The sequence below is a fragment of the Agrobacterium tumefaciens str. B6 genome (assembly GCF_001541315.1).
Taxonomy (GTDB): domain Bacteria; phylum Pseudomonadota; class Alphaproteobacteria; order Rhizobiales; family Rhizobiaceae; genus Agrobacterium; species Agrobacterium radiobacter.
In genome coordinates, this window is record NZ_LMVK01000015.1 from 62,909 (window position 1) to 83,223 (window position 20,315).

General features: G+C 59.5%; 19 protein-coding genes, 1 tRNA gene and 1 pseudogene. 11 read left to right on the top strand and 10 right to left on the bottom strand.

The genetic code is table 11. The features are described 5' to 3' along the window. Positions 1 to 353: 353 nt before the first annotated feature. The 9 genes from ASB65_RS14445 (at position 354) to ASB65_RS14485 (ending at position 10,974) form a co-directional block, all read left to right on the top strand. Positions 354 to 2,009 (top strand): ABC transporter substrate-binding protein, encoded by a 1,656-nt coding sequence (locus ASB65_RS14445; RefSeq protein ID WP_060724376.1) that lies wholly within the window; start codon positions 354 to 356, stop codon positions 2,007 to 2,009. A 38-nt stretch (positions 2,010 to 2,047) separates the two neighbouring features. Next, a complete protein-coding gene (locus ASB65_RS14450) occupies positions 2,048 to 3,058 on the top strand; it encodes an ABC transporter permease (RefSeq protein ID WP_003504243.1) in 1,011 nt (336 codons plus the stop codon). Next, positions 3,055 to 3,900 (top strand): ABC transporter permease, encoded by an 846-nt coding sequence (locus tag ASB65_RS14455; RefSeq protein WP_003504242.1) that lies wholly within the window; start codon positions 3,055 to 3,057, stop codon positions 3,898 to 3,900. Before ASB65_RS14450 ends, ASB65_RS14455 begins: the two co-directional genes overlap by 4 nt. Then, positions 3,879 to 5,597: a dipeptide ABC transporter ATP-binding protein gene (locus tag ASB65_RS14460; RefSeq protein WP_060724377.1), complete on the top strand. Its 1,719-nt coding sequence runs from the start codon at positions 3,879 to 3,881 to the stop codon at positions 5,595 to 5,597. The genes ASB65_RS14455 and ASB65_RS14460 overlap by 22 nt, the downstream gene beginning before the upstream one ends. After that, positions 5,594 to 6,706, top strand: a complete 1,113-nt coding sequence (locus ASB65_RS14465; RefSeq protein WP_060724378.1) for an LLM class flavin-dependent oxidoreductase — start codon at positions 5,594 to 5,596, stop codon at positions 6,704 to 6,706. The genes ASB65_RS14460 and ASB65_RS14465 overlap by 4 nt, the downstream gene beginning before the upstream one ends. 129 nt (positions 6,707 to 6,835) lie before the next feature. Continuing rightward, positions 6,836 to 7,939 carry an LLM class flavin-dependent oxidoreductase gene (locus ASB65_RS14470; RefSeq protein WP_003504237.1) on the top strand — a complete coding sequence of 368 codons (1,104 nt, stop codon included), beginning with the start codon at positions 6,836 to 6,838 and terminating at the stop codon, positions 7,937 to 7,939. A 114-nt stretch (positions 7,940 to 8,053) separates the two neighbouring features. After that, positions 8,054 to 9,235 (top strand): acyl-CoA dehydrogenase family protein, encoded by a 1,182-nt coding sequence (locus ASB65_RS14475; protein WP_060724389.1) that lies wholly within the window; start codon positions 8,054 to 8,056, stop codon positions 9,233 to 9,235. Positions 9,236 to 9,285: 50 nt separating this feature from the next. Further along, on the top strand, positions 9,286 to 9,846 hold the full coding sequence (locus ASB65_RS14480) for an NAD(P)H-dependent oxidoreductase (protein WP_060724379.1): 561 nt from the start codon (positions 9,286 to 9,288) through the stop codon (positions 9,844 to 9,846). 198 nt (positions 9,847 to 10,044) lie between these two features. Next, positions 10,045 to 10,974 carry an MYG1 family protein gene (locus ASB65_RS14485; protein WP_060724380.1) on the top strand — a complete coding sequence of 310 codons (930 nt, stop codon included), beginning with the start codon at positions 10,045 to 10,047 and terminating at the stop codon, positions 10,972 to 10,974. 63 nt (positions 10,975 to 11,037) lie between these two features. Here the strand turns inward: ASB65_RS14485 and ASB65_RS14490 are convergent, their stop codons facing one another. Continuing rightward, positions 11,038 to 11,718, bottom strand: coding sequence for a DUF2161 domain-containing phosphodiesterase (locus ASB65_RS14490; RefSeq protein ID WP_060724381.1), 681 nt, complete (start codon positions 11,716 to 11,718; stop codon positions 11,038 to 11,040). Positions 11,719 to 11,826: 108 nt separating this feature from the next. Continuing rightward, a complete protein-coding gene (locus tag ASB65_RS14495; RefSeq protein ID WP_003504226.1) occupies positions 11,827 to 13,110 on the bottom strand; it encodes a cystathionine gamma-synthase family protein in 1,284 nt (427 codons plus the stop codon). 123 nt (positions 13,111 to 13,233) lie between these two features. Here ASB65_RS14495 and ASB65_RS14500 point away from each other — a divergent pair, with 123 nt between their 5' ends. Beyond that, positions 13,234 to 13,692: an Lrp/AsnC family transcriptional regulator gene (locus ASB65_RS14500; RefSeq protein ID WP_003504223.1), complete on the top strand. Its 459-nt coding sequence runs from the start codon at positions 13,234 to 13,236 to the stop codon at positions 13,690 to 13,692. A 77-nt stretch (positions 13,693 to 13,769) separates the two neighbouring features. Here ASB65_RS14500 and ASB65_RS14505 read toward each other — a convergent pair whose 3' ends face one another. Next, on the bottom strand, positions 13,770 to 15,464 hold the full coding sequence (locus ASB65_RS14505; RefSeq protein WP_060724382.1) for a dihydroxyacetone kinase family protein: 1,695 nt from the start codon (positions 15,462 to 15,464) through the stop codon (positions 13,770 to 13,772). Between the two features lie 203 nt (positions 15,465 to 15,667). Between ASB65_RS14505 and ASB65_RS14510 the strand changes: the two genes are divergently transcribed. Further along, a complete protein-coding gene (locus ASB65_RS14510) occupies positions 15,668 to 16,030 on the top strand; it encodes a hypothetical protein (protein ID WP_060724383.1) in 363 nt (120 codons plus the stop codon). A gap of 879 nt (positions 16,031 to 16,909) precedes the next feature. Here ASB65_RS14510 and ASB65_RS29150 read toward each other — a convergent pair. The 7 genes and pseudogenes from ASB65_RS29150 to ASB65_RS27355 form a co-directional block, all read right to left on the bottom strand. Continuing rightward, positions 16,910 to 17,095 (bottom strand): annotated as a pseudogene (locus tag ASB65_RS29150) (type II toxin-antitoxin system RelE/ParE family toxin); the annotation flags it as partial. 1 nt (position 17,096) lies between these two features. Then, positions 17,097 to 17,348, bottom strand: a complete 252-nt coding sequence (locus ASB65_RS14520) for a ribbon-helix-helix domain-containing protein (protein ID WP_060724384.1) — start codon at positions 17,346 to 17,348, stop codon at positions 17,097 to 17,099. Between the two features lie 73 nt (positions 17,349 to 17,421). Continuing rightward, the gene (locus ASB65_RS14525) at positions 17,422 to 18,066 is read right to left on the bottom strand and encodes a DNA methyltransferase (protein ID WP_060724385.1); all 645 of its coding nucleotides are present in this window, start codon (positions 18,064 to 18,066) and stop codon (positions 17,422 to 17,424) included. Between the two features lie 791 nt (positions 18,067 to 18,857). Beyond that, positions 18,858 to 18,934 (bottom strand) — tRNA-Met (locus ASB65_RS14535). A 149-nt stretch (positions 18,935 to 19,083) separates the two neighbouring features. Next, positions 19,084 to 19,401: a type II toxin-antitoxin system RelE/ParE family toxin gene (locus ASB65_RS14540; RefSeq protein ID WP_060724386.1), complete on the bottom strand. Its 318-nt coding sequence runs from the start codon at positions 19,399 to 19,401 to the stop codon at positions 19,084 to 19,086. A 3-nt stretch (positions 19,402 to 19,404) separates the two neighbouring features. Beyond that, positions 19,405 to 19,671 carry a type II toxin-antitoxin system ParD family antitoxin gene (locus ASB65_RS14545; RefSeq protein WP_060724387.1) on the bottom strand — a complete coding sequence of 89 codons (267 nt, stop codon included), beginning with the start codon at positions 19,669 to 19,671 and terminating at the stop codon, positions 19,405 to 19,407. Positions 19,672 to 20,212: 541 nt separating this feature from the next. Next, on the bottom strand, positions 20,213 to 20,315 hold a 103-nt coding region (locus ASB65_RS27355; RefSeq protein ID WP_245301392.1), incomplete at its 5' end, for an ATP-binding protein.

Below are 20,315 nucleotides of genomic sequence, written 5' to 3' on the forward strand. Positions count from 1 at the left end.
AAAATGGCGATAAAATAATTCACTAAATCGATAGAAAAAGAACAACCAGTCTTTCTCCCTCACGCCTGACTGCTAGGTTATGGGCAAGATGAACACCGCAACGAGGGACCGCGTCATGACTGGAATATGTAGAAGCGGGCGCGCTCCTCAGCCAAGCAGGCTTCCAGAAGCCGCTCGCTAACCCCGCGACGCCCAACCCGATCATCAATGAACTCCAGCATTCTCCCGCCCGGCTGAAAAGCCGGTGCGGCAACGGTTTGACGTGCGTTGTACCGATGGCAGCAGCAGTAGTCCGTCCGCAGGAGATGCAGAAATTGCAACGAAAAAAACTTTGAATTTATCAGGATCATACCATGACAAAACGTTCTTTCTCATTCTCCCTGTCGCGTCGCCGGCTGCTTTTCACAGCCTCCTTGGCGGCCTCGGCCTCGCTGTTTTTATCGACAGTGGCACCTCTAAGCGCAGTGGCGGCGGATACGCCGCGCGATGGCGGTGACATCACGTTTCTGATCGATTCACTGGGCGACACGTGGATCCCCAACAACAGCGCCATCTCCAGTTTCCAGGGCCACATCTGGGGTCATGTTACGGATAAGCTGCTTTACGTCGATGCCGAAGGCAAGGTCAGCCCCTGGCTTGCCGAACGCTGGGAGCAGAACGACACCGCAACGGAATTCACCCTGCACCTCAAAAGCGGCGTGACTTTCTCCGACGGCGAACCGCTTGATGCGAAGGCCGTCGTCGCCAATCTCGACATCTGGTATGCCGGCCGCAAGAACGAGGGGATCAACCCGATCGGCCTTTTCCCCAAGACCTATGATCGCGCGGAAGCGGTCGATGCCACGACGGTCAAGGTGTTCTTCAAGAAGCCGACGCTCGGTTTCATTCCGACCCTTGGCTATCACGGTTCCATCCTGGTCTCCCCCAAAAGCATCGCCCAGCCTGCCAGCCAGCAGGCAGACCTCAGCAAGACCGCCGGTAGCGGACCTTATGTGGTGGAGTCCTGGAAAGAGGGTGACCATGTCACTCTCGTCAAGCGCAAGGACTATAATTGGGGGCCCGCCGTAGTCGGCCATACCGGACCCGCCTATCTCGATACCATCACCTACAAGCTGGTGTCGGAACCATCCCTTCGCGTCGCTTCGGTTCAGTCCGGTCAGGCGGACGTCGCCTATAACGCCTCGCCCCAGGAGCTGAAATCGCTCAAGGAGGAAGGCTTTACCGTCGCGACGCCGCGTTATCTCGGCTTCGTCAACGGCTGGGCGGTCAACACCAAGCTTCAACCCTATGATGATGCGAAGGTGCGTCAGGCACTCCAGGCAGGCATCAATCGCCAGGAAATCATCGACACCGTCTATACGCAGGACTGGAAGCTTGCGACGTCGTTCATCCAGAGCAACGTCCCCGGCGCGACCGATCACAGCGATCTCCTCGCCTACAATCCGGACAGGGCGGAGAAGCTTCTGGACGAAGCCGGATGGGCCAAGGGCGCGGACGGCGTTCGGGTGAAAGACGGCAAGCCGCTGGAATTGACGATCCATTCCAATCCCTATCTGGCAACTTCGAAATCCGTCGATGAGCTGATTGCCCAGCAGCTTGGCAGGCTCGGATGGAAGGTCAACATCAGGGCTTATGATGTCGTGACCTATGGCGAGAAGGTCAAATTCGGCGGCGCCGCAGTTCCCGCATATGAAGTCACGCGCAGCTTCATCGATGCCGGCACGGTCGCCAGCATCCTGACCAACGCCAACAATGGCGAGAACTGGTTCGCGCTGGATGAGCGTGATGCAAAGCTCAACGACCTGCGTGACAAAATCGCCGGCGCGGGTTCGGTCGAGGAACGAAAGCCTCTTCTGGACGGCCTGCAAAAATACGTGCTGGAACAGGGCTATTTCATACCACGCACCCAAATCGTCCAGCGCATTTACGTGCAATCGCCGAAGCTGAAGGGCGAAGTCTATAACGGCGTCGCTTACGCCAGCTACTACACAGCGTTCATTGCCGAATGAGGCCAGCGCCCACCAAGTAACGTCAAGGAGGTGACGGCATGAGCAATGCCTACCTAACCTACGCCGCAAAGCGGCTCGGCCAGGCGATCGTCGTCATCCTTCTGGCCTATGTCTTCACCTTCGTGGTCGTCAGCGTCCTGCCTGGCGACCCGATCACCAGCGTTCTGCGCAACCCGCAGAACGGTTTCACCGAGCAGGAAATCGCCGAAATCATTGCTGCACAGGGGCTGGACAGGCCGATCATCGTGCAGCTCTGGCACTCCCTGTCGGCATTCCTGACGGGCGATCTCGGCATCTCCATGCGCTCCAATCGACCCGTCGCGACCCTGATCGCCGAGGTGCTGCCATCGACGCTGGTTCTGGCCTCCGCCGGGCTCACGGTTGCGTTGATCCTCGCATTCGCCGTTGCCTATGGCACACAGGTCGTGCCGAAACGATATGGGCAGGGGCTGCTGCGGGCATTCCCTTCGCTGTTCCTGTCGACGCCCAATTTCGTCATCGGCCTGTTTCTGATCCACCTTTTCGGTTTTCAGCTCCGGCTGTTCCGGGTCATCGAACCCGACAGCTTCTGGGCGACGCTGTTTGCGGCGATCACCATCGGCATACCGTTTTCCGCGCAGATCGCGGAAGTGCTGATCGCCAATCTCGATCATGAAGCGGAACAGGATTACGCGGCGGTTGCCCGCAGCCGCGGCATCGGGCCGAAACGGCTTTTCACTACACATCTGCTCAAGCCCGCTTCGCTACCGGTGGTGACCGTTATCGCCCTTACCGTGGGCGAGCTTCTGGGCAACTCGCTGATCACGGAAACCGTGTTCGGCCGTACCGGTATCGGCAGTCTCGTCCAGCGCTCCGTCAGCACGCAGGACCTGCCCGTCCTGCAGGCCATTGTCTCGCTTGGAGCCGTGGTGTTCGTCGTCGTCAACCTCATCGCCGATCTTCTCTATCCGCTGCTCGATCCACGGGTGAAAATTATCGTTGGCCGGAAACGCCGTCTGGCAACCATCGACGACACGCCGCTTGGCCTTGAAACGGGGGCCAAACCATGAGCCTTATCTCCAGCCCGGTTTCCGGCAGCAACCCGTTCGAGAAGCTGAGAGCTCTCAACATTACTTCAACGGTTGCCATTTCCCTCCTCGTCATCGCAATCGTCGTCGCCTGGTCGATTGCGCCGCAACTGTTCACCAGCCAGAGCCCGATCAACGGTGTCCCGGCCGACAAGCTTCTTGCGCCCAGTTTTGCGCACTGGTTCGGCACGGATCATCTCGGGCGCGATCTCTATACACGGGTCGTTTATGGCACGGCTTCATCCGTATCGAGCGCTTTGGTCGCTGTCGTCATCGGCGTCTTCATCGGTGGTGTGATCGGTTTGCTCGCCGGATTTTTCGGCGGCTGGGTGGATATCGTCTTTGCGCGTTTTGTCGACGTGCTGCTCTCCATCCCGAAGTTCCTGCTCGCGGTCATCATCGTCACGGCCATCGGCTTCGAAACGATCAATGCGGCGATTGCGACAGGCATATCGGCCATCGCCTTCTTCGCCCGCGTGGCGCGCTCCGAGGTTATCAAGACACGTCAGGCGACCTTCGTGGAGGCATCTTTTCTCTCGGGTGGCTCGCGCGGCTACATCGTTCTCAGACACGTCCTTCCAAACGCATCCCGCTCGATGCTGCCGCTTGCCGTGCTGCAATTCGGCGAGTCCATTCTGGTGATCGCCAGCCTCGCCTTCCTCGGCTACGGCGACCCTCCGCCTTCTTCCGACTGGGGCCTGCTGATTTCAATCGGCAAGGACTACCTCAAATGGCCCTGGCTCGTTTATGCGCCCGCGTTCGTTACGATCGTGACCGTCCTCTCTGTCAACAGGATCAGCCGATGGCTTCGCAAATCGCACTGAAAACAGCGCCAATCCTTCCCGAGATCGTGGCTGCGTCTCCACAATACGCAACACCCCTTCTCAAGGTCGAAAATCTTGCCGTGTCCTACGGACGGCAGGAGGTCGTCCACAATATCGGCTTCGAAATCGGACGTGGTGAAAGCCTCGCCCTCATCGGAGAATCCGGTTCTGGAAAATCGACCATTGCGAAAGCCGTGCTGAGGCTTCTCCCCACCGGTGCAAACGCCACGGGCCAGGTTGTTTTCGACAGGCAGAACATTCTCGCATTGCCAGAACGCCGCTTCAGGCCGTTTCGCGGCCGTGAAATCGGCTTCGTGCCGCAGGATCCCGGCAACTCTCTCAATCCTGTGAGAACAATCGGCTCCCAGGCGCTGGAAGCGGCAGCGCTGACGGAAGAGACCAATCCAGCGATCCGCAGGACACTTATTCTCGAAACCTTCGCCAAGGTGGGTCTCGACAATCCGCAACGGGTTTACGATTCCTATCCGCACCAGTTGTCCGGAGGGATGCTGCAGCGCGTGCTGATCGCTCTGGCAATATTGCCGCGCCCTGCACTGCTGGTGGCGGACGAACCGACCTCGGCACTCGACGTAACGATCCAGAAGCGCATCCTCGATCTCCTCTCCCGTCTTCGGGATGAGCTGAACATCAGCCTCCTTCTCATTACCCACGATCTCGCAATAGCGGCCGAAAGGGCGGATAATCTCGTCGTGCTGAAGAACGGCGTCGTGCAGGAGAAAGGCAGGACGTCCGCGGTTTTTTCCTCCCCTTCCTCACCCTATGCCAAAAAACTCCATGGCGACGTCCCCGCGCTCAACCCGGAGCGCTATGCCAAATTCCGCGATCCGGGGTTCAGCCTCCTTGATGGCGACAAATCGCCAAAGATCGCCGTCAGCGGCGTCACCAAACGCTTCACTGTCGATGGCAAAACCCTGACTGCGGTGGACGATATTTCGTTTACGGTTCCGGCGGGCACGACCCATGCCCTCGTTGGCGAATCCGGCTCCGGCAAGACGACGACGATCCGCCTGCTGCTGGGGCTCGAAGAGCCGGAAAGCGGCACGATTACGGTTGCCGACGAGACCGTCACGAACAAAAACCGCGCTTCGCTGCGGTCCGTATGGCGGCATCTTCAACTGGTTTACCAGAACCCGTTTACGTCCCTCGACCCGACGTGGAAGGTGGGGCAGCTTGTTCGTGAACCACTCGACCGCTTCGAGATCGGGACGCCGAAAGAGCGATCCGAACGCGTACAGGAAGCTCTCGCGAATGTCGGCTTGAGCGAGCACCTCCTGGAGCGTAAACCGTCGGCCCTGTCCGGCGGGCAGCGTCAGCGTGTGGCAATCGCCCGTTCGCTGGTCCTCAAACCGGATGTGATCGTGCTGGACGAACCCACATCCGCACTCGATGTCAGCGTTCAGGCGGATATCGTCGAGGTTCTGCTGTCGCTACAGGCGAAGCTCGGCCTGACCTATGTTTTCGTTTCGCACGACCTCGCCCTCGTCCGGCAACTTGCGCACAGCGTTTCGGTGATGCAGCGGGGACGCATTGTCGAACATGGAGCCGTCACCGAGATATTCGCCAATCCGAGACACGAATATACCGCGTCGCTGCTGAACTCTATCCCGTCGGGCATTGCCGGAACGGTTCGCGCTCCCGCTGTCCAGCGCGCTCTGCGGAAGGAGCAACTCGCATGAATATTGCAGCAGCTTCCCGCGACCTTCCCGCGTTGTTTCGGCCGAAACAGCGGCTGGGTTTCAATACGCGCGTGTCGTTCAACGACGATGACGGTCCGGCACAGGGGCTGCGACAGGGCATAGAGCTGTTCAGGCAGGCGGAAAGGCTGGGTTATCAGTCAGGCTGGGCCTATCAGCGTCACTTCGACCACTATCTTTCTTCCCCGTTACCCTTCTTTGCGGCAGTCGGCCAGCATACGCGGCACATCACACTTGGTTCCGCCGTCATCCCGATGCGTTATCAGGACCCCATCCTTCTGGCTGAGGCGGCGGGAACAACCGACCTCTTGATCGGCGGTCGGCTTGAACTTGCCATTTCGACCGGGACCAACGGCGCGTTCGATGCCGTTTTCGGAACCGTCGATACCGATGCCCGCACAGAGGCAAAGCGACGCCAGTCGCGTTTCCTCGCCGCCATTGCCGGTGATGTTTTGCACACTGTTACCGAGCGGGACATTGGTGCACCTCCGGGAGCCGAGTTGCGGGTGACCCCTCATAGCCCAACCTTGCGCAGCCGTATCCGACAAGGCTCCGCCAGCCTCGATTCAGCAATACAGGCCGCCGAACTTGGGATTGGCCTGATTTCCGGGACCGTCCTTCACGATCAGGCAGAAGGCGAGACTTTCGGTCAATATCAGGCGCGGATCATTGATGCCTATCGCACCCACTGGCTCCGCATCTGGAAGACGACGCCACCCCCGGTCGCTGTTGCCGCTTCCATTCTCGTTGGCACCACCCCGGAGCTGCGTGAGAAATACGCGGCTTACGACCTTGAGCGTCGCACGGTGGGAATTGCCGCCTCACGCCCGAAGGGTGCGCTGGCCCCTGCCGGCCCGCCTGTTGGCGCGCAGATTTCCCCGGTCTTTCAAGGTACACCGGAAGAAGTCATAGAGGCGGTTTTGAGCGATCCGGGACTGGCGGCCGCAGATGAGCTCGTTCTTTTTTTGCCTCCCGCTTTCGGACTGTCCGAAAACATACGACTGCTCACCGATCTTGCGACGACAGTTGCTCCATCTCTGGGGTGGAAACCTGCTCCCGATCACGAAGGGCCGGAACGGGCGGCAATCTAAGGTTCTAGACCATCAGGATAGTCAGGCAATATTTTCTACATATTCCATAGAAATAGAAAGACCTGTCTTCCTCATATGCCACGCCGGCTTTAGCTTTTACCCGACACTCAGAAACACCAAGGAGCTCCCATGGCTGCGGAATTCATCAGCGTCAGCTTTCCCAACGAGTCCAATGATCTGAACCCCATCCCTGATGCTCCGGTCGATCCGCTGTTCCTGGAACGTTATGCGCGTGCACTGGACGACTATGGGTTCAACTACACGCTCATTCCCTATTCCTCCTCTTCGTTCGATCCCTTCACGCTGGGCGCCACCGTGCTCGCGCATACGAAGAACATCAAGATCATCGTCGCGCTCCGGCCCAACACCGTTTATCCGACGGTTGCGGCCAAGTCCCTCGCCACGCTCGACCAGTTGAGCGGCGGTCGCGTCGTCGTCCACTTCATCGCAGGCGGAAGTGACGAGGAGCAGGCGCGCGAAGGAGATTTCCTCAACAAGGAAGAGCGTTACGAACGCCAGGAAGAATATATCCGCATTCTCCGCCTTGCCTGGAGTTCAACCGAGCCCTTCGATTTCGACGGCAAATATTACCAGTTCAAGCAGTTTCGCAGCGCCGTGCGTCCCACCAACGGTCTTATCCCGATTTCGCTCGGCGGTTCGTCAGATGCCGCCTATCGTATCGGTGGCTCGCTGTGCGACATTTTCGGGCTCTGGGGCGAGCCGCTGGCTGAAACCAAGCAGCAGATTGACCGCATCTATGCCGAAGCCGCAAAAGCAGGCCGAACCGATCGCCCGCGCATCTGGGTTACCTTCCGGCCAATCGTGGCTGAAACAGACGAACTGGCCTGGGATAAGGCGCACAGGGTTCTCGACCGTCTGAACGAGAACCGTCAGAGGGGCCTTTCGCGCGCGCCGGTCAACGCAACACCACCCGCCAATATCGGCTCCCAGCGCCTGCTCGATATCGCCAAACGCGGCGATGTCCATGACCGCGCGCTCTGGTATCCGACCGTCACCGCGACCAATGCAAGCGGCGCAACAACCGCTCTGGTCGGATCGCCGCGCACAATCGCCGACTCCATTCTCGACTATATTGATCTCGGCGCCGATCTGATTTCGATCCGTGGATATGACAATTACAATGATGCCGTCGACTACGGACGATACATCCTGCCTCTCGTCCGCGAGGGCATTCGCGAACGTGAAGAGGCAAAGAAGAAGGCAGCCGCCTGATCACGGCAGTCCGGCCACGCCGTCGGACCTGCCCACCTCTTCCTCCAAGACCGGGATCATCCATGCCCGCAACGGATGATCCCGCCTCTCGACTTCCAGAAAGCCGTTATCCGCATGTCTTACGATCCCACCGCACTTGACGCCGCTGTGCGCGCCCTTTCCGAAGCCGCACCGGATGCGGATCAGACCGGTCAGTTTCCCTGGACCGGCATTCGCGCCGTTCATCAGGCCGGACTTCTTGAGAGCACCGTGGCCACGCGTTACGGCGGCCCGGGAGGAACCTTGAGCACCGCGGCCCATATTCTGGCGGCACTTGGGCGCGGCGATCCCTCCGTGGCGCTCATCAGCGCAATGACGATCTTCACCCATCTGGGACAGGCGGCGAAGGATCATTGGCCCGACGGTCTTTACAGGGACCTTCTTTCCAAAGCCAAAGATCGGCCACTGCTGCTGAACGCCGCCCGTGTGGAGCCGGAACTGGGCTCGCCGGCGCGCGGCGGACTGCCGGCCACGCGTGCGCGCCGGACGGCAAATGGCTGGTCGATCACGGGCCGCAAGCGCTTCGTGACGGGCGCGCACGGCCTCACCCATTTTCTCGTCTGGGCGCACACCGACGAGGCTCAGGCGCGGGTCGGCACGTTTGTCGTGCCTAACGGCCTGCTCGGCATCAGGATTATCGAGAACTGGAAGAGCCTCGGAATGCGGGCGACCGGTTCGCACGATGTCGAATATACCGAGGTTGAAATCCCGGCAGAAAATGTGCTGGAACTCGTTGATCCCTCCGTTGCCCAGCAGGATAATCGCAGCCATGCGGCAATGACGCTTGCGCTGACCGCAATCTATCTCGGCGCAGCCGAAGCGGCTCAGGAAGCCTTCATCCGCTTCGCGCATGAACGTGTGCCCGCCAATCTGGGCCATCCCATTGCGCGGACAGAACGCTTTGTCACGCTTTCGGGTGAGATCGACCTTCTGGTCTCCGGCGCCCGGCAGATCATCTTCGGCGCGCTCACAGGCCATATTGGCGATGCCGAACACCTGATAAGGGCCCGGCTCCTCGCCGGCAGGCAGATCCGCGAAGCTGTGCAACTGGCTGTTCGCGGCATCGGCAATCCCGGCCTCAACGCCGATCTTGGTCTGGAGCGGCATTTCCGCGATATCCAGTCAGTTCTCGTCCATGCACCCCAGGAAGATACGTCCGTCGCCATTCTCGGACGTGCCGCCTTTGATCGTTGGAAAACCAGCGAGAATGACCGATCGACACATCCGGCCGCCCTTTCAATCCTGAAGACGGCTTAAGACGCGTTGGCGCAAACCGCCCTTCCCCAAGATCACTCGAAAGAACGTCAATGAGCAACAATCTGATCGTCGGTTTCTCCGGCAACACATCGCGCCCATCCAGCACGAAGCGCTTTGTCGAAAACGTCAGCGAAGCGCTGGCCGGACAACTGGGCCTGCAGCATCAGGTTTTCGACATAGAGGATCTCGGGGCATCATTGAGTTCGGCACGATCCGTGGCGGATCTCGATGGTAACGCGCGGCGGATTGTCCAGACGATCATCGACGCAGAAGCTCTGGTGATCGGCTCACCGACCTACAAGGGAAGCTATACCGGCCTCTTTAAACACGTCATCGATCTTCTCGACCCCGCCGACCTCAGAGGCAAGCCGATCATCCTGACGGCGACAGGTGGCGGAGACCGGCATTCACTTGTGGTGGAGCATCAGCTCAGACCGCTATTTGCATTTTTCGAAGCCTTCGTGGCACCGACCGCAATCTACACCTCCGGCCGGGACTTCATAGAAGGTGAGCTTTCGCCTGCCATAAACGCGCGGGTAAATCAGGCAATCGCAGAAGCTGCTTTGCTTGTGAAAGCACGGTTTGAAAGAGTAACAATCGCCGCAGAATAATTGGACGATGCGCCCGGGATATCCTCACAGAGACTGACAGCGCTGACGACGTCGGCTGGTTCGATCCACCGACGACGTCCGGCATGGCATTGCTTTTGATCCCTGTGACGAATGGCGGGTTGAGATAGCGCCCGGCAAAGGATATCAGGTGCCTCAATCTCAGGCGGATATTCCGCAAGCAACAAGGCGCATCCTGACATGATCCCGGACTTCCTCGTCACCCATTCCGGTGGCTTCCACGCCGACGAACTCCTATCCAGCGTCGTGCTCACCCGGCTTTTCCCGCAGGCCCGCCTCATCCGCAGCAGGGCGTCCGAATGGATTACGCCCGGCGCGAACCGCATCATCTACGACGTCGGAGGTGCTTATGACCCATCGGCGGGAATATTTGATCACCACCAGCGCGGCGCACCACTACGGGACGACGGTCAGCCCTATAGCTCGTTCGGCCTTATCTGGAAGCATTTCGGCCGCGACTATCTTGCCGCCTCCGGCGTTCCTGAAGACCATATCGAAGCCATTCACACCTCTTTCGATACCAGCTTCGTGCTGCCGGTCGATCTGGTCGACAATGGTGCGCTCAGCCCCTCCATCGCCGGGCAGCTCGCTGGGCTGACCCTGCCCGTCCTGCTGGAAACTCTGAAACCTGTTTTCGACGAGACCGATCCCGAAGCGGACAATCGCAGTTTCCACGCGGCGCTGGCCGTTGCCCGCAGCTTCGTGGAGGCAAAGATTGCCAACAGCGCTGCAAAATTGCGGGCCGAAGCGCTTGTGAACCGGGCTATCGTGGATGCCGGTGAGGGACATATTCTGGAACTGCCGGTAGGAATGCCGTTTCGACCCGCCATCATGAAGGCAGGCGCCGACCATCTGCTCTTTGTCGTTCACCCGCGCAACAGCGACTGGTGTCTGACCGGTATCCGCCGCGCGGATGAGGGCTTTGAGCTGCGTGCCGACCTGCCGGCAGCTTGGGCCGGCCTGACGGACAAAGATCTCGAAGCGGTTTGTGGCGTCGAAGGCGCGACCTTCTGCCATAACGGCCGGTTTGTGGCTGCGGCCAGAACCCGCGATGCTGCACTGGCCATGGCGGAGCTGGCGGTAAAGGAAGCAATCGCAGCAAAGCAGTGATGTGGAGCCGGCCGTGTGGCCGGTCGCATCCTGTGGCGGCGCGAGCCTCCATTGCTGAAAAAATCAGCCGGTAACAGTGTCAGTTGCCGGCGTATCCTGCTGCGGCCATCGCTGTAGTGCTTCACGGCCGGCCTGGGTCAAACCATAGACTCCTCGGTCCTGCCGTTCGAACCAGCCGTAAACATTCGAAAGCAGGATCTTCCCGGCATCAGGTACGCTGGATCCGACTTCACGCACCCGCATCGGCCCTGATGCCAGCGCCAGGGCACAGCCGAGCGCCTGCTGGCGGTACGCGGTCATGATCGGCGCGCGCGTGCTGCCACCTGCCGTCGGATCGCCGCGTCGCCTCTGATGTTCGCGCATCAGCCGCGACCGCCGTTTCGGATTGGTTCGCGGCATCGGTGATATGGAACCAACGATCACGCTGACCTCACCGGTATCGGAGATGCCGAGCATGCCGATCCCGAGCCTGCGGCAAAGATCGCGGTAACGTCTGTCGGCCTCGCGGCCTTTGCCCCTGGCTGAAACCCGAGCCGCGATCCAGACCTCGTCCGCAATGGCTGCGCGATCGACAGCCTGCAAGATGAGTTCCAGATTGAAGCTCAGTTTCAGCTCGCAAATCACGACGACAGGCGGATCGTCATCGCTCAGGCCGACGAGGTCGCAACCGCCAACTTCGCCCTTGACGGTGTAACCCGCCTTTTCGAGAAAGCCCTTGATGGGCAGATAAAGCGACGTTTCCATGTGCCTGCAGGTTCAAGTGAAGTTCCCCCCAGATACATCGATCCACCTGCACAGGACAACCTTTATAGCCGCTGGCGCGCTCGGTTACAGATTGTCGGCTACCTGTCGTCAGGCCTGATCCAGGGCGAGGGTCAGGTCGGCGACAAGATCATCGGGATGTTCGATGCCGATTGACAGCCGGATCGTGGAATCCAGCACACCGATGCGCTGGCGGACATCGGCAGGAACACCCGAATGCGTCATCGTCGCGGGGTGAGAAGCAAGAGACTCCGTACCGCCGAGGCTTACCGCAAGTTTGAATATGTTGAGCGCATTGAGGAATTTGAAAGAGGCAGCCTGCCCGCCGACGATGTCGAACGAGAAGGTCGATCCCGCACCGGAGCATTGTGCGGCAAACACCTTGCCAACCGCGGATGCCGGATCGCTGAACGGCAGGTAATGGATTTTTTCGACCTTGGGATGCGCGTTCAGGAATTCCGCCACGACCTTTGCGTTGCTGTTCGCCCGCTCCATCCGGATTTGCAGCGTCTCAAGGGAACGTCCGAGCATCCAGCATGAATGCGGATCGAGCTGCGTGCCGATTGCCCCACGCAATGCCTTCACCTGCTTCATGACATCCTTGCGGCCGAGCGCTGCCCCGGCAATGAGGTCGGAATGCCCGCCAACGTACTTCGTCAGTGAATAGAGCGAGATATCGGCGCCATGCTCGATGGGCCGCTGGAATACGGGCCCAAGAAGCGTATTGTCGCAGGCGATGATCGGCCTGTGCCCCTGCTTTTCGCCGATAACATCGGCAACCCGGCCTATCATCGCGACGTCGACAATGCTGTTTGTCGGGTTGGCCGGGGTCTCGATGAGGATGACAGACACCCTCCCCTTCGCCATCGCCTCCTCTGCAGCTGATATCACCGAGGTCTCGCTGACACCGTCGGCGAAACCCACTGCCGAGACGCCGAAATTATGGAAGGTCTTCGCCAGCAGCGTCTCCGTGCCGCCATACAGGGGCTGGGAGTGGAGCACGGTGTCACCCGGCCGGACGAAGGCGAAAAGCGTCGTCGAAATGGCGGACATGCCCGAGGAGAAGAGAGCGCAGCTCTCCGTCCGTTCGTAAACGGCAAGACGATCCTCGACAATCTCGCTGTTCGGATGGTTGAAACGCGAATAGACGAGGCCTGCGCCCCTGCCCTCCGGCGGCTCCTTGCGCCCGGAGACGTAGTCGAAGAAGTCGCGCCCGTCCTCTGCCGATTTGAAGACGAAGGTCGATGTCAGGAACACGGGAGGCTTTACGGCGCCCTCCGACAATTCTGGATCATACCCATAATTGAGCATCTGGGTTTCAGGATGGAGAGCGTGGTTGCCGATATGGGTTTTGGATGGATGCGGCGCGGTCATTTCCGATGATCCCTCAGCTGGCGTTGAATTACCTGCAGATTACACGCAGTGAAACCAAAATATCTTGCATTCTGAAGCGTCGGGCTATCTCATTAAGCAATATATTGCGGAGAATGGTCATTTATGTCGCAGAAAATTGCAGACCCGATCGACAGCAGGATACTCAAGGAACTGTCTGCCGATGCGCGGATCACGAACAACGAACTTGCCGAGCGGGTCGGACTGTCGGCATCGGCGTGCCTGCGACGGCTTCGACGCCTGGAAGAGATAGGCGCGATCAAAGGATATTCCGCAATCATCGATCCGGCAATCGAGGGGTGGACGATGACCGCCCTTGCCTCCATCCGCCTCAGCCGTCAGCACGATGACGAAATCCGCATGTTCGAGGCGGCCGTTCTTGACTGGGACGAGGTTCTCGAATGTCATCTCGTCACGGGTCCGAGGGATTACATGCTCAAGGTCATGTGCGGTGGGCTGGAGGATTACGAGCGCTTCATCAAGGACAAGATTGCAAAGCTGAAATGCGTCGACACCATCGAGACCAGCTTCGTCATGAACACGATCAAGGCGCGGCGCATCTGAGCTTCAAGGCCGGCGGAGCCGGCGCAAGATATTCACGGGCGTCCGGCCGACGGCATGGCTGTTCCGGCCCACTCTCATCAGCGCTCATCGTTCCTGATTGCTTCAAGCCAGATACTGACGGCGACCGCTCCCGCATCGAGATGTCCGACAGCCCGCTCGCCAAGATAGCTCGCGCGCCCGAGCCTCGGCTTCATGGAGGCCGTTGCCTCGGCGCCGGCAACGCCTGCCGCCACCGCGGATCGCCAGGCTTCCGCGGCCGAAGCTCCACCTGCGAGTTTATCCCGGAAGGTTTCTGCCGCCGGATGAAGCGCATCTATCATCGTGCGGTCCCCCGGCTTCGCACCACCGAGTTCAGACACCGCGGCAACGGCGGCAACGAATGCTTCCGCCATCTGCTGGGCCGTCGGCTTTTCGATGCCGGCAAGATGGCGCGAGGCGCGCATCAGGCCCGTGGCGTAAAAGGGGCCAGAGCTTCCGCCGATTGCCTTGCGCATCGCGTTTGCCATCGCCATCAATCCTCCGGAGACATCTGCGAAGCTCTCCATGGGCAGCGCCAGGATTGCTTCGGCGCCCCGCACCATGCTTGTTCCGAGGTCACCGTCGCCCGTAACACTGTCCAGCTGCGTCAATTTGGGCTCCGCGGCGATCAGGGCTCCGGCAACCAGTTCTGCGGCGGCACGCAATCGCTCACCGGCTGCCGTTATCGTGTTTTCCGCAGTCGCGCTCTTCTCGACGCCTGCCGAAGGCAGGACCCGCATGCGGTTCACCGCACCGCCGCGCGGCCATGCACCGGCATCGGTTGGCGCATCCATGAGGCTCAGCGTTGCATCGTCCACATGCATGACCGACAGGGAAAAGCCCGGCATGTCGAGAGCGGAGAGGAAGGTGCCTGCCCAGGCCCGCTCGACCACGACGCCCTTCGCCTCCAGGCGTGCGACCGCTGATCGCGCCACGATCGCAAGCTCCATCGGCGGCGTTGATCCCAGTCCGTTGACCAGAAGCGTCACCCGGTCTCCGCTCTTCAGCCTGCCATCGGCTTCGATCGTTTCGAGGACCAGCTTCACAAGCTCGTCCGCCGATGCGACAGGCATCCGCCGCACGCCCTGCTCGCCATGGATTCCAAGCCCGACCTCGATTTCAGCTTCGCCAAGGACGAAGCCCGGCCTGCCGACAGCAGGGAGGGTGCAGGAGCCCAGCGATACTCCCATGGAGGACAATTTTTCGGTGGCTTCCCGGGCGATCCGGGCCACCTCCTGAAGGGGAAGTCCCTGCTCCGCGGCAGCGCCCGCGACTTTGTGAACAAGCACCGTACCCGCAATACCCCGGCGGCGATCCGCCGGAACCGTGTCCTTCAGCGCGACATCATCGGCGACGACCACAATCTCGACCGGAATTCCTTCAGCCCTTGCCAGCTCGGCCGCCAATCCGAAATTCAGCCGGTCGCCCGTATAGTTCTTGACGATAACCAGAGCGCCGGCGGGACCGGCTGCAGCCTTGATACCGGCAAGAACCGCATCGGTGCTGGGCGAAGTGAAGACATCGCCTGCCACCGCCACGGTCAGCATGCCCGCACCGACATAGCCGGCATGGGCTGGCTCGTGTCCACTGCCTCCACCCGACAGGACCGCCACCTTCCGCTTTTCCGTTTCCGGAAGACCAGACCGGATCACAACATTCTCATCTGCTAGCAGGACCGTCGCAGGGCTAAGCGCCACCACCCCTTCAAGCATGTCCCGCACAACGGTGGCTGGATCGTTGATGAGCTTCTTCATGCCTTACTCCTCGATGCAGTTCTCAACTGACGGTGGACGCAAACGCGCCCTGCTGATCGTGAACAAGCACGATCTCCCGGCCAATTTCAAGTTCCGGGCATTCGAAACGCAGGTACATTTCCGCCATTGCCTCTCGCGGCGGACGCGCTATCATGATTGTGCTGTGGGGCGGTAAGCTTTGGGAGGAGCGATACGTGAGACGGATGTGGCCAGACGAATTTGCCTTTCTGCTTGATGGTGCGGAAGAGGTTGACCTGCATGTTCCACCGGCGGCAAGCGACGATGGCTCGCCTGGAAAAGCCACCTCCAGAAAAGCCTTGAAAGTCCGGATCAGCCAAGAGGATTTTGAGAAGATCTGGAGCCTGGCAGAGGCTCGCTATCGGCTGAATGGTAGCTTCTCGGGCAAGGCGATCACGCTGATTACCAACAACCCCCACTATCAGAAATGGCATCCCTCCGACGGCGGCAGCGTCGAGAGCGTCTCCGATAGTGGTCAGAAATACACGACGCGCTATGTGATCGTGCACTTTCTCCTGGATGATGTCAGCGAACCTGTCGAAGCCTGAAGTCCTCGGAGTCGGAGGAGCCACCGCCAATGTGTTATTATGGCGCACCGGATGATAGTCCTCGGCTATTGTTGAATAGCGTGGCGTAAATCTTCCGTTGACAACAAAAGAGCCCGCATGAAGCGGGCTAATTTGGTTGCGGGGGCCTGCTTTCATCTTTATTTGCGATCATCGCAACCGCCCCATTCTTTACTAAAATCTCTTACGGGCGGCGGCAAAATCGGCCTATTTCGTACGGCAGCGTAGGAACCTGGCGATAAATATTCACGGAAAGAAACCAGTTTAGACGCTTACTCGTAGCCACCGTCTGGCACTTACAACGACGGCTATGGCAACATCAGGAGCCGATTGTTTATCGGCAGCGCGTTCTCGTTCCCAAGGCGCTGGCCGATTTATCAGTTCGACCATCCCGGGAACCGATGCAGCCGGTTCAGATAAAGACAAATCCGAAAAACCCTCGGGCATCACCTCCCTTTAGATCCCCGATCATCTCGCCCAACCCCGCCATGGGGAATTGCCTCAGTGTTGGTATGAGCTCATCGGAATCAGAGCCCTCGGGGGACTGGCAAAAATACGCACAAGCTCACCCGTCGTATCGCGGCCCGATGTCAGCGAGACACTGCCGGCGACGGTGATCGACGCATTCGTCAGTGTCTCATCATAGCCTTTCGACTTGCCGATACCGCAGGCCTTACCGACACAACCGTCCTGGGAATCGACGGTGCGGGTGTAGCGCTGGTTTCGTTGATCAGTTAGCCAGATCGATGTCGCCTGCCGATGCAAGCGTGCCGCCCCGGTTCAGGAGATCGCCATCGGTTGCCATGAACAGAGTGCCTGCCGAAATCAGGCCGCCATCCCCACGTCCGCCGGCAAGTGCACGGCGGGCACCGCAAGCTTCTGCGGGAGCTTACGCCATATCGCCCTATCATCGCACAACCGCTGCAAATGGGCGTGCAGGCCGGTGATGTAAGTCACCGCCTGCTTCTCGCCCCACGCCTCAACAGTGTCGTGCCAAATCTTATCCTGAGCGGCATCCGCTCGGGGGAAAAAACGATACCCGACCATACTAGCGGCGCTGGTTTCGGCGGATTACATCCTCGGCCGTAACGGTGACGAATTCACTGTCATCGGCGCGCATGGCAGGGGCCAGCTCTTTTTGCAATTCGTCCCATGCTTCAGTACGGCTCTGCAAATCGTGACGGATCAAGGCGCGAATATACTCGCTGGCATTTTCATAGAGGCCATCCTCGCCAATTTGCTGCTGAATATGGGCCTGCAATTGCCCGCCCACCTTCACATGAATGCTTCCCGATGCCATCGGCGTATCCTTTCGTTCTTCTTCTATTGTGGGGAGCGTAGCACATATTGTCAATATTCATCACCGCCCCCCCTTACGGGAGCGCGGCGTGAACCCGCAAGCTGGCAGTCATATGGTGATGCTTCTCCAACTCAACGCCAAGAAAATCACGTCCGCAACGCCGCGCTGCAACGAGGGTGCTTCCCGACCCGCAAAACGGGTCAAGAACGAGGTCACCCGGCCGGGTGAGCGAGCGAATGATCTGTTCCAGCGGACGCAATGGCTTTTGGGTCGGATGCATCCGGTTGCCGGTGTAATCCCATGGCAAGGTGTCCGTCATCGGATGGGCTGGCCGAGCGGCATCGCCTTTTGCAAGCACATAAGCCTGCTCATGGGTATGTTGCAAAAACCGTCGAGAGGAAGCGTAGGGCTTCACAAACACCAGATGACCGACGACACGCAAGCCGGCATCCCGCCAAGCGTCCATGAATGTATCGACATGGTTCCAGCCGTAAAAACTGACCGCGAACCCTCCGGGTTTGAGGACCCGATGCATTTCAGCAAACGCGGGTTTCATCCACGTGGCATTGTTGTCGTTGGCAACCGTGCGGCCATGACGGTCACGGTAGCGGACAAGATACGGAGGGTCGGTCAGGATGAAATCCACCGACCCGCCCGGCAGGCGCTGCATCAGGGAGATGCAGTCGCCGTAGAGGACAGTATTGCGAACGGGGCGCATTACGCGTCGTCCCGTTCGGTTTTGGGCTTGCGAATGGTCAGGCGGCCATTGAGCGGCACGGCTGCAAGCGTGATGTTGAACCCGTCGTCGTCGCTGTGGGACCAGCCCGCGCCTATTTTCGTCCAGTGGGCTTTGTCGCCCTCGCCTTCGACAACGTAAACGGCGTAGTCGGGTTTGCTTTTTTTTGGGTCGGTTTCATGATCGGTTCTCCCGTTGGTTATCCGGCTGCGCCTATCGCGGCCGGTCGGGGGATTTTTGCGACCGCGATTCTGAGCCGAAGGCGACCGCAGGCAACGGCAACACGGGAGCGCAGCGAATGGAGCGGGCAGCCGATTGCCGGCGGCAGAAACCGGGCGCACACCCGACCGTTCCGGCCGTGTGTGCGCGAACGGTAGCGGAGAACGACAGAAAAGCTGAGCCAAAGAAAGCACGCCAGCTTGCACGATCGGCACGAAATCAGGGGCACTCGCCTATGGACCGCACAATGAGCGGCCCGCTGCGTGGGCGCCCTCATCACCTGCATCCGGTCATTATATGGGTAGTATCGTTGGGAGGAGCGCGAACGGCATGAGCCTCGCGATCGGTGGCATCCTGCTCTTTGCGTTGCCGCTCGTGCTGCCGAGTTATCTCGGCGCGGTCTGTCTATCATAATACCAACGCGACCGCGCTGCGCGCGGTTTGCAAGGAAATCCCTGCGCACGCTCGCGCCATAGGCAACATAAAAAGCCCGTTGCCGGGTACAGTAGAAACGATGACGATGAAGGGCAAAGAACTCAACGCCATCAGGCGTTTGGTTGCGGGAGTTGGATTTGAACCAACGACCTCAAGGTTATGAGCCTTGCGAGCTACCGGGCTGCTCCATCCCGCGCCACCCTGTTAGTCATACTCGCCCCATAGGGCAAGCCCAAATTCAGATTATGAAGGATACGGCACCTTTTTCCATAACGACGGCTCATCCTCCGCCCCCCGCCTGGCCCGCTCTTTCAATAATGCCGTCCTGCTGGTCTCCCATATCGCTCATAGTCGCCCCTCAAGAACCTCAACCGTGATGTCCTGCCCGCCGTAGAATACACCCAACACCAGAACGTGCGCCTCTTCGACCACGAAGGCGATACTTACGCTTCGGCGATAACCGATGATCCGAAGGCCGGGAACAAGGCCGTCTCTGACAGTTCCCCGCTTGGGGAACGTCGCCAGTTCTGCAATGAACTGGCGGATACCGCTGATGTAGTTCCAGGCAACGACAGGCCCGGCTTTTTCGATATTGGCGAGATCGCGGTAAAGCTGGAGCAATTCAGCCTCGGCCCGCTCATGCAGGATGATCTTGTATTTCATTCCCTACTTGGCTTTCGCCAGCTGGGCCTGATGTTCGGCCTCAAGGCGAGCAAAGGCATCATCAAGGGGAACGCCCTTGGAAGGATCGCGCTTCAACTCCGCATAGCGCCCCGGAATTTCCTGGTTCAGCCACCGCTCACGCGCTTCTTCGTGATCTTCCAACAAACGCAGCCCAGCCCGAACAACCTCGCTGGCATTGTTGTAACGGCCGGATTCCAGCTGCTTCTTGATGAACTTTTCGTAGTGTGCGTTGAGTGCAAAACTCGCCATGACATATAACCTCCTGATAGGTCCATTATAGGCCAGGAAATCAAAATTAACAACTGTTATCAACTATTGATACTTTCTCTTTATTCTAAATAGGCGCCCGGCCACGATGAAAACGGAATCAAAGTGACCGGACAAGAAGGCTAAACCTTCTATGAGCGCCCCGCCAAGCGGGCGCTTCGAACCGGCAAGCGGTTCGTTTGGACACCCGTTCGGGTGTCTTTACGAGGCTGTGGAGCCTCGTGTCCGTGGAGGGGCGGCGGTGCCGCCGCCCTCGGCATCTTCCGTGCCCGATTGGCCCGCTGCTTGGGCTTGCGGGCGTTGATCACGGAAGCGTCCAATGTGGTCTTGATGTGGGCCGCGTAGAATTTCTCGATCATCTCAACGCTGGTGCGGCAATTTGTCAATCGGCGTCGTAACGGGACCCCTTATCGGCTCCCAAAAGGGACCCCTGCCTCTGGTTGCATCGGGTCAGCGCGCGTAGGCCCGGAGCTCTCCATTTAGCGCAGGGGCCTGCGGGCGCGGGTTGTTTGTCTTTTCGGCTTTAGCTTTGAGAGCGGTTTTTAAAGCGCCAGGATTCGTTCCCGGTTTCCACGATCTCGCAATGGTGTGTGAGCCTGTCGAGCAGAGCGGCGGTCATCTTGGCG

What these genes read in the sequence shown, in the direction of transcription:
- ASB65_RS14495 (WP_003504226.1), bottom strand. Translation starts at nt 13,110, where the DNA reads ATGACCGCGCCGCATCCATCCAAAACCCATATCGGCAACCACGCTCTC.
- ASB65_RS14465 (WP_060724378.1), top strand. Translation starts at nt 5,594, where the DNA reads ATGAATATTGCAGCAGCTTCCCGCGACCTTCCCGCGTTGTTTCGGCCG.
- ASB65_RS14460 (WP_060724377.1), top strand. Translation starts at nt 3,879, where the DNA reads ATGGCTTCGCAAATCGCACTGAAAACAGCGCCAATCCTTCCCGAGATC.
- ASB65_RS14455 (WP_003504242.1), top strand. Translation starts at nt 3,055, where the DNA reads ATGAGCCTTATCTCCAGCCCGGTTTCCGGCAGCAACCCGTTCGAGAAG.
- ASB65_RS14525 (WP_060724385.1), bottom strand. Translation starts at nt 18,066, where the DNA reads ATGCGCCCCGTTCGCAATACTGTCCTCTACGGCGACTGCATCTCCCTG.
- ASB65_RS14475 (WP_060724389.1), top strand. Translation starts at nt 8,054, where the DNA reads ATGTCTTACGATCCCACCGCACTTGACGCCGCTGTGCGCGCCCTTTCC.
- ASB65_RS14545 (WP_060724387.1), bottom strand. Translation starts at nt 19,671, where the DNA reads ATGGCGAGTTTTGCACTCAACGCACACTACGAAAAGTTCATCAAGAAG.
- ASB65_RS14520 (WP_060724384.1), bottom strand. Translation starts at nt 17,348, where the DNA reads ATGGCATCGGGAAGCATTCATGTGAAGGTGGGCGGGCAATTGCAGGCC.
- ASB65_RS14505 (WP_060724382.1), bottom strand. Translation starts at nt 15,464, where the DNA reads ATGAAGAAGCTCATCAACGATCCAGCCACCGTTGTGCGGGACATGCTT.
- ASB65_RS14480 (WP_060724379.1), top strand. Translation starts at nt 9,286, where the DNA reads ATGAGCAACAATCTGATCGTCGGTTTCTCCGGCAACACATCGCGCCCA.
- ASB65_RS14490 (WP_060724381.1), bottom strand. Translation starts at nt 11,718, where the DNA reads ATGGAAACGTCGCTTTATCTGCCCATCAAGGGCTTTCTCGAAAAGGCG.
- ASB65_RS14450 (WP_003504243.1), top strand. Translation starts at nt 2,048, where the DNA reads ATGAGCAATGCCTACCTAACCTACGCCGCAAAGCGGCTCGGCCAGGCG.
- ASB65_RS14510 (WP_060724383.1), top strand. Translation starts at nt 15,668, where the DNA reads ATGTGGCCAGACGAATTTGCCTTTCTGCTTGATGGTGCGGAAGAGGTT.
- ASB65_RS14500 (WP_003504223.1), top strand. Translation starts at nt 13,234, where the DNA reads ATGTCGCAGAAAATTGCAGACCCGATCGACAGCAGGATACTCAAGGAA.
- ASB65_RS14485 (WP_060724380.1), top strand. Translation starts at nt 10,045, where the DNA reads ATGATCCCGGACTTCCTCGTCACCCATTCCGGTGGCTTCCACGCCGAC.
- ASB65_RS14540 (WP_060724386.1), bottom strand. Translation starts at nt 19,401, where the DNA reads ATGAAATACAAGATCATCCTGCATGAGCGGGCCGAGGCTGAATTGCTC.
- ASB65_RS14445 (WP_060724376.1), top strand. Translation starts at nt 354, where the DNA reads ATGACAAAACGTTCTTTCTCATTCTCCCTGTCGCGTCGCCGGCTGCTT.
- ASB65_RS14470 (WP_003504237.1), top strand. Translation starts at nt 6,836, where the DNA reads ATGGCTGCGGAATTCATCAGCGTCAGCTTTCCCAACGAGTCCAATGAT.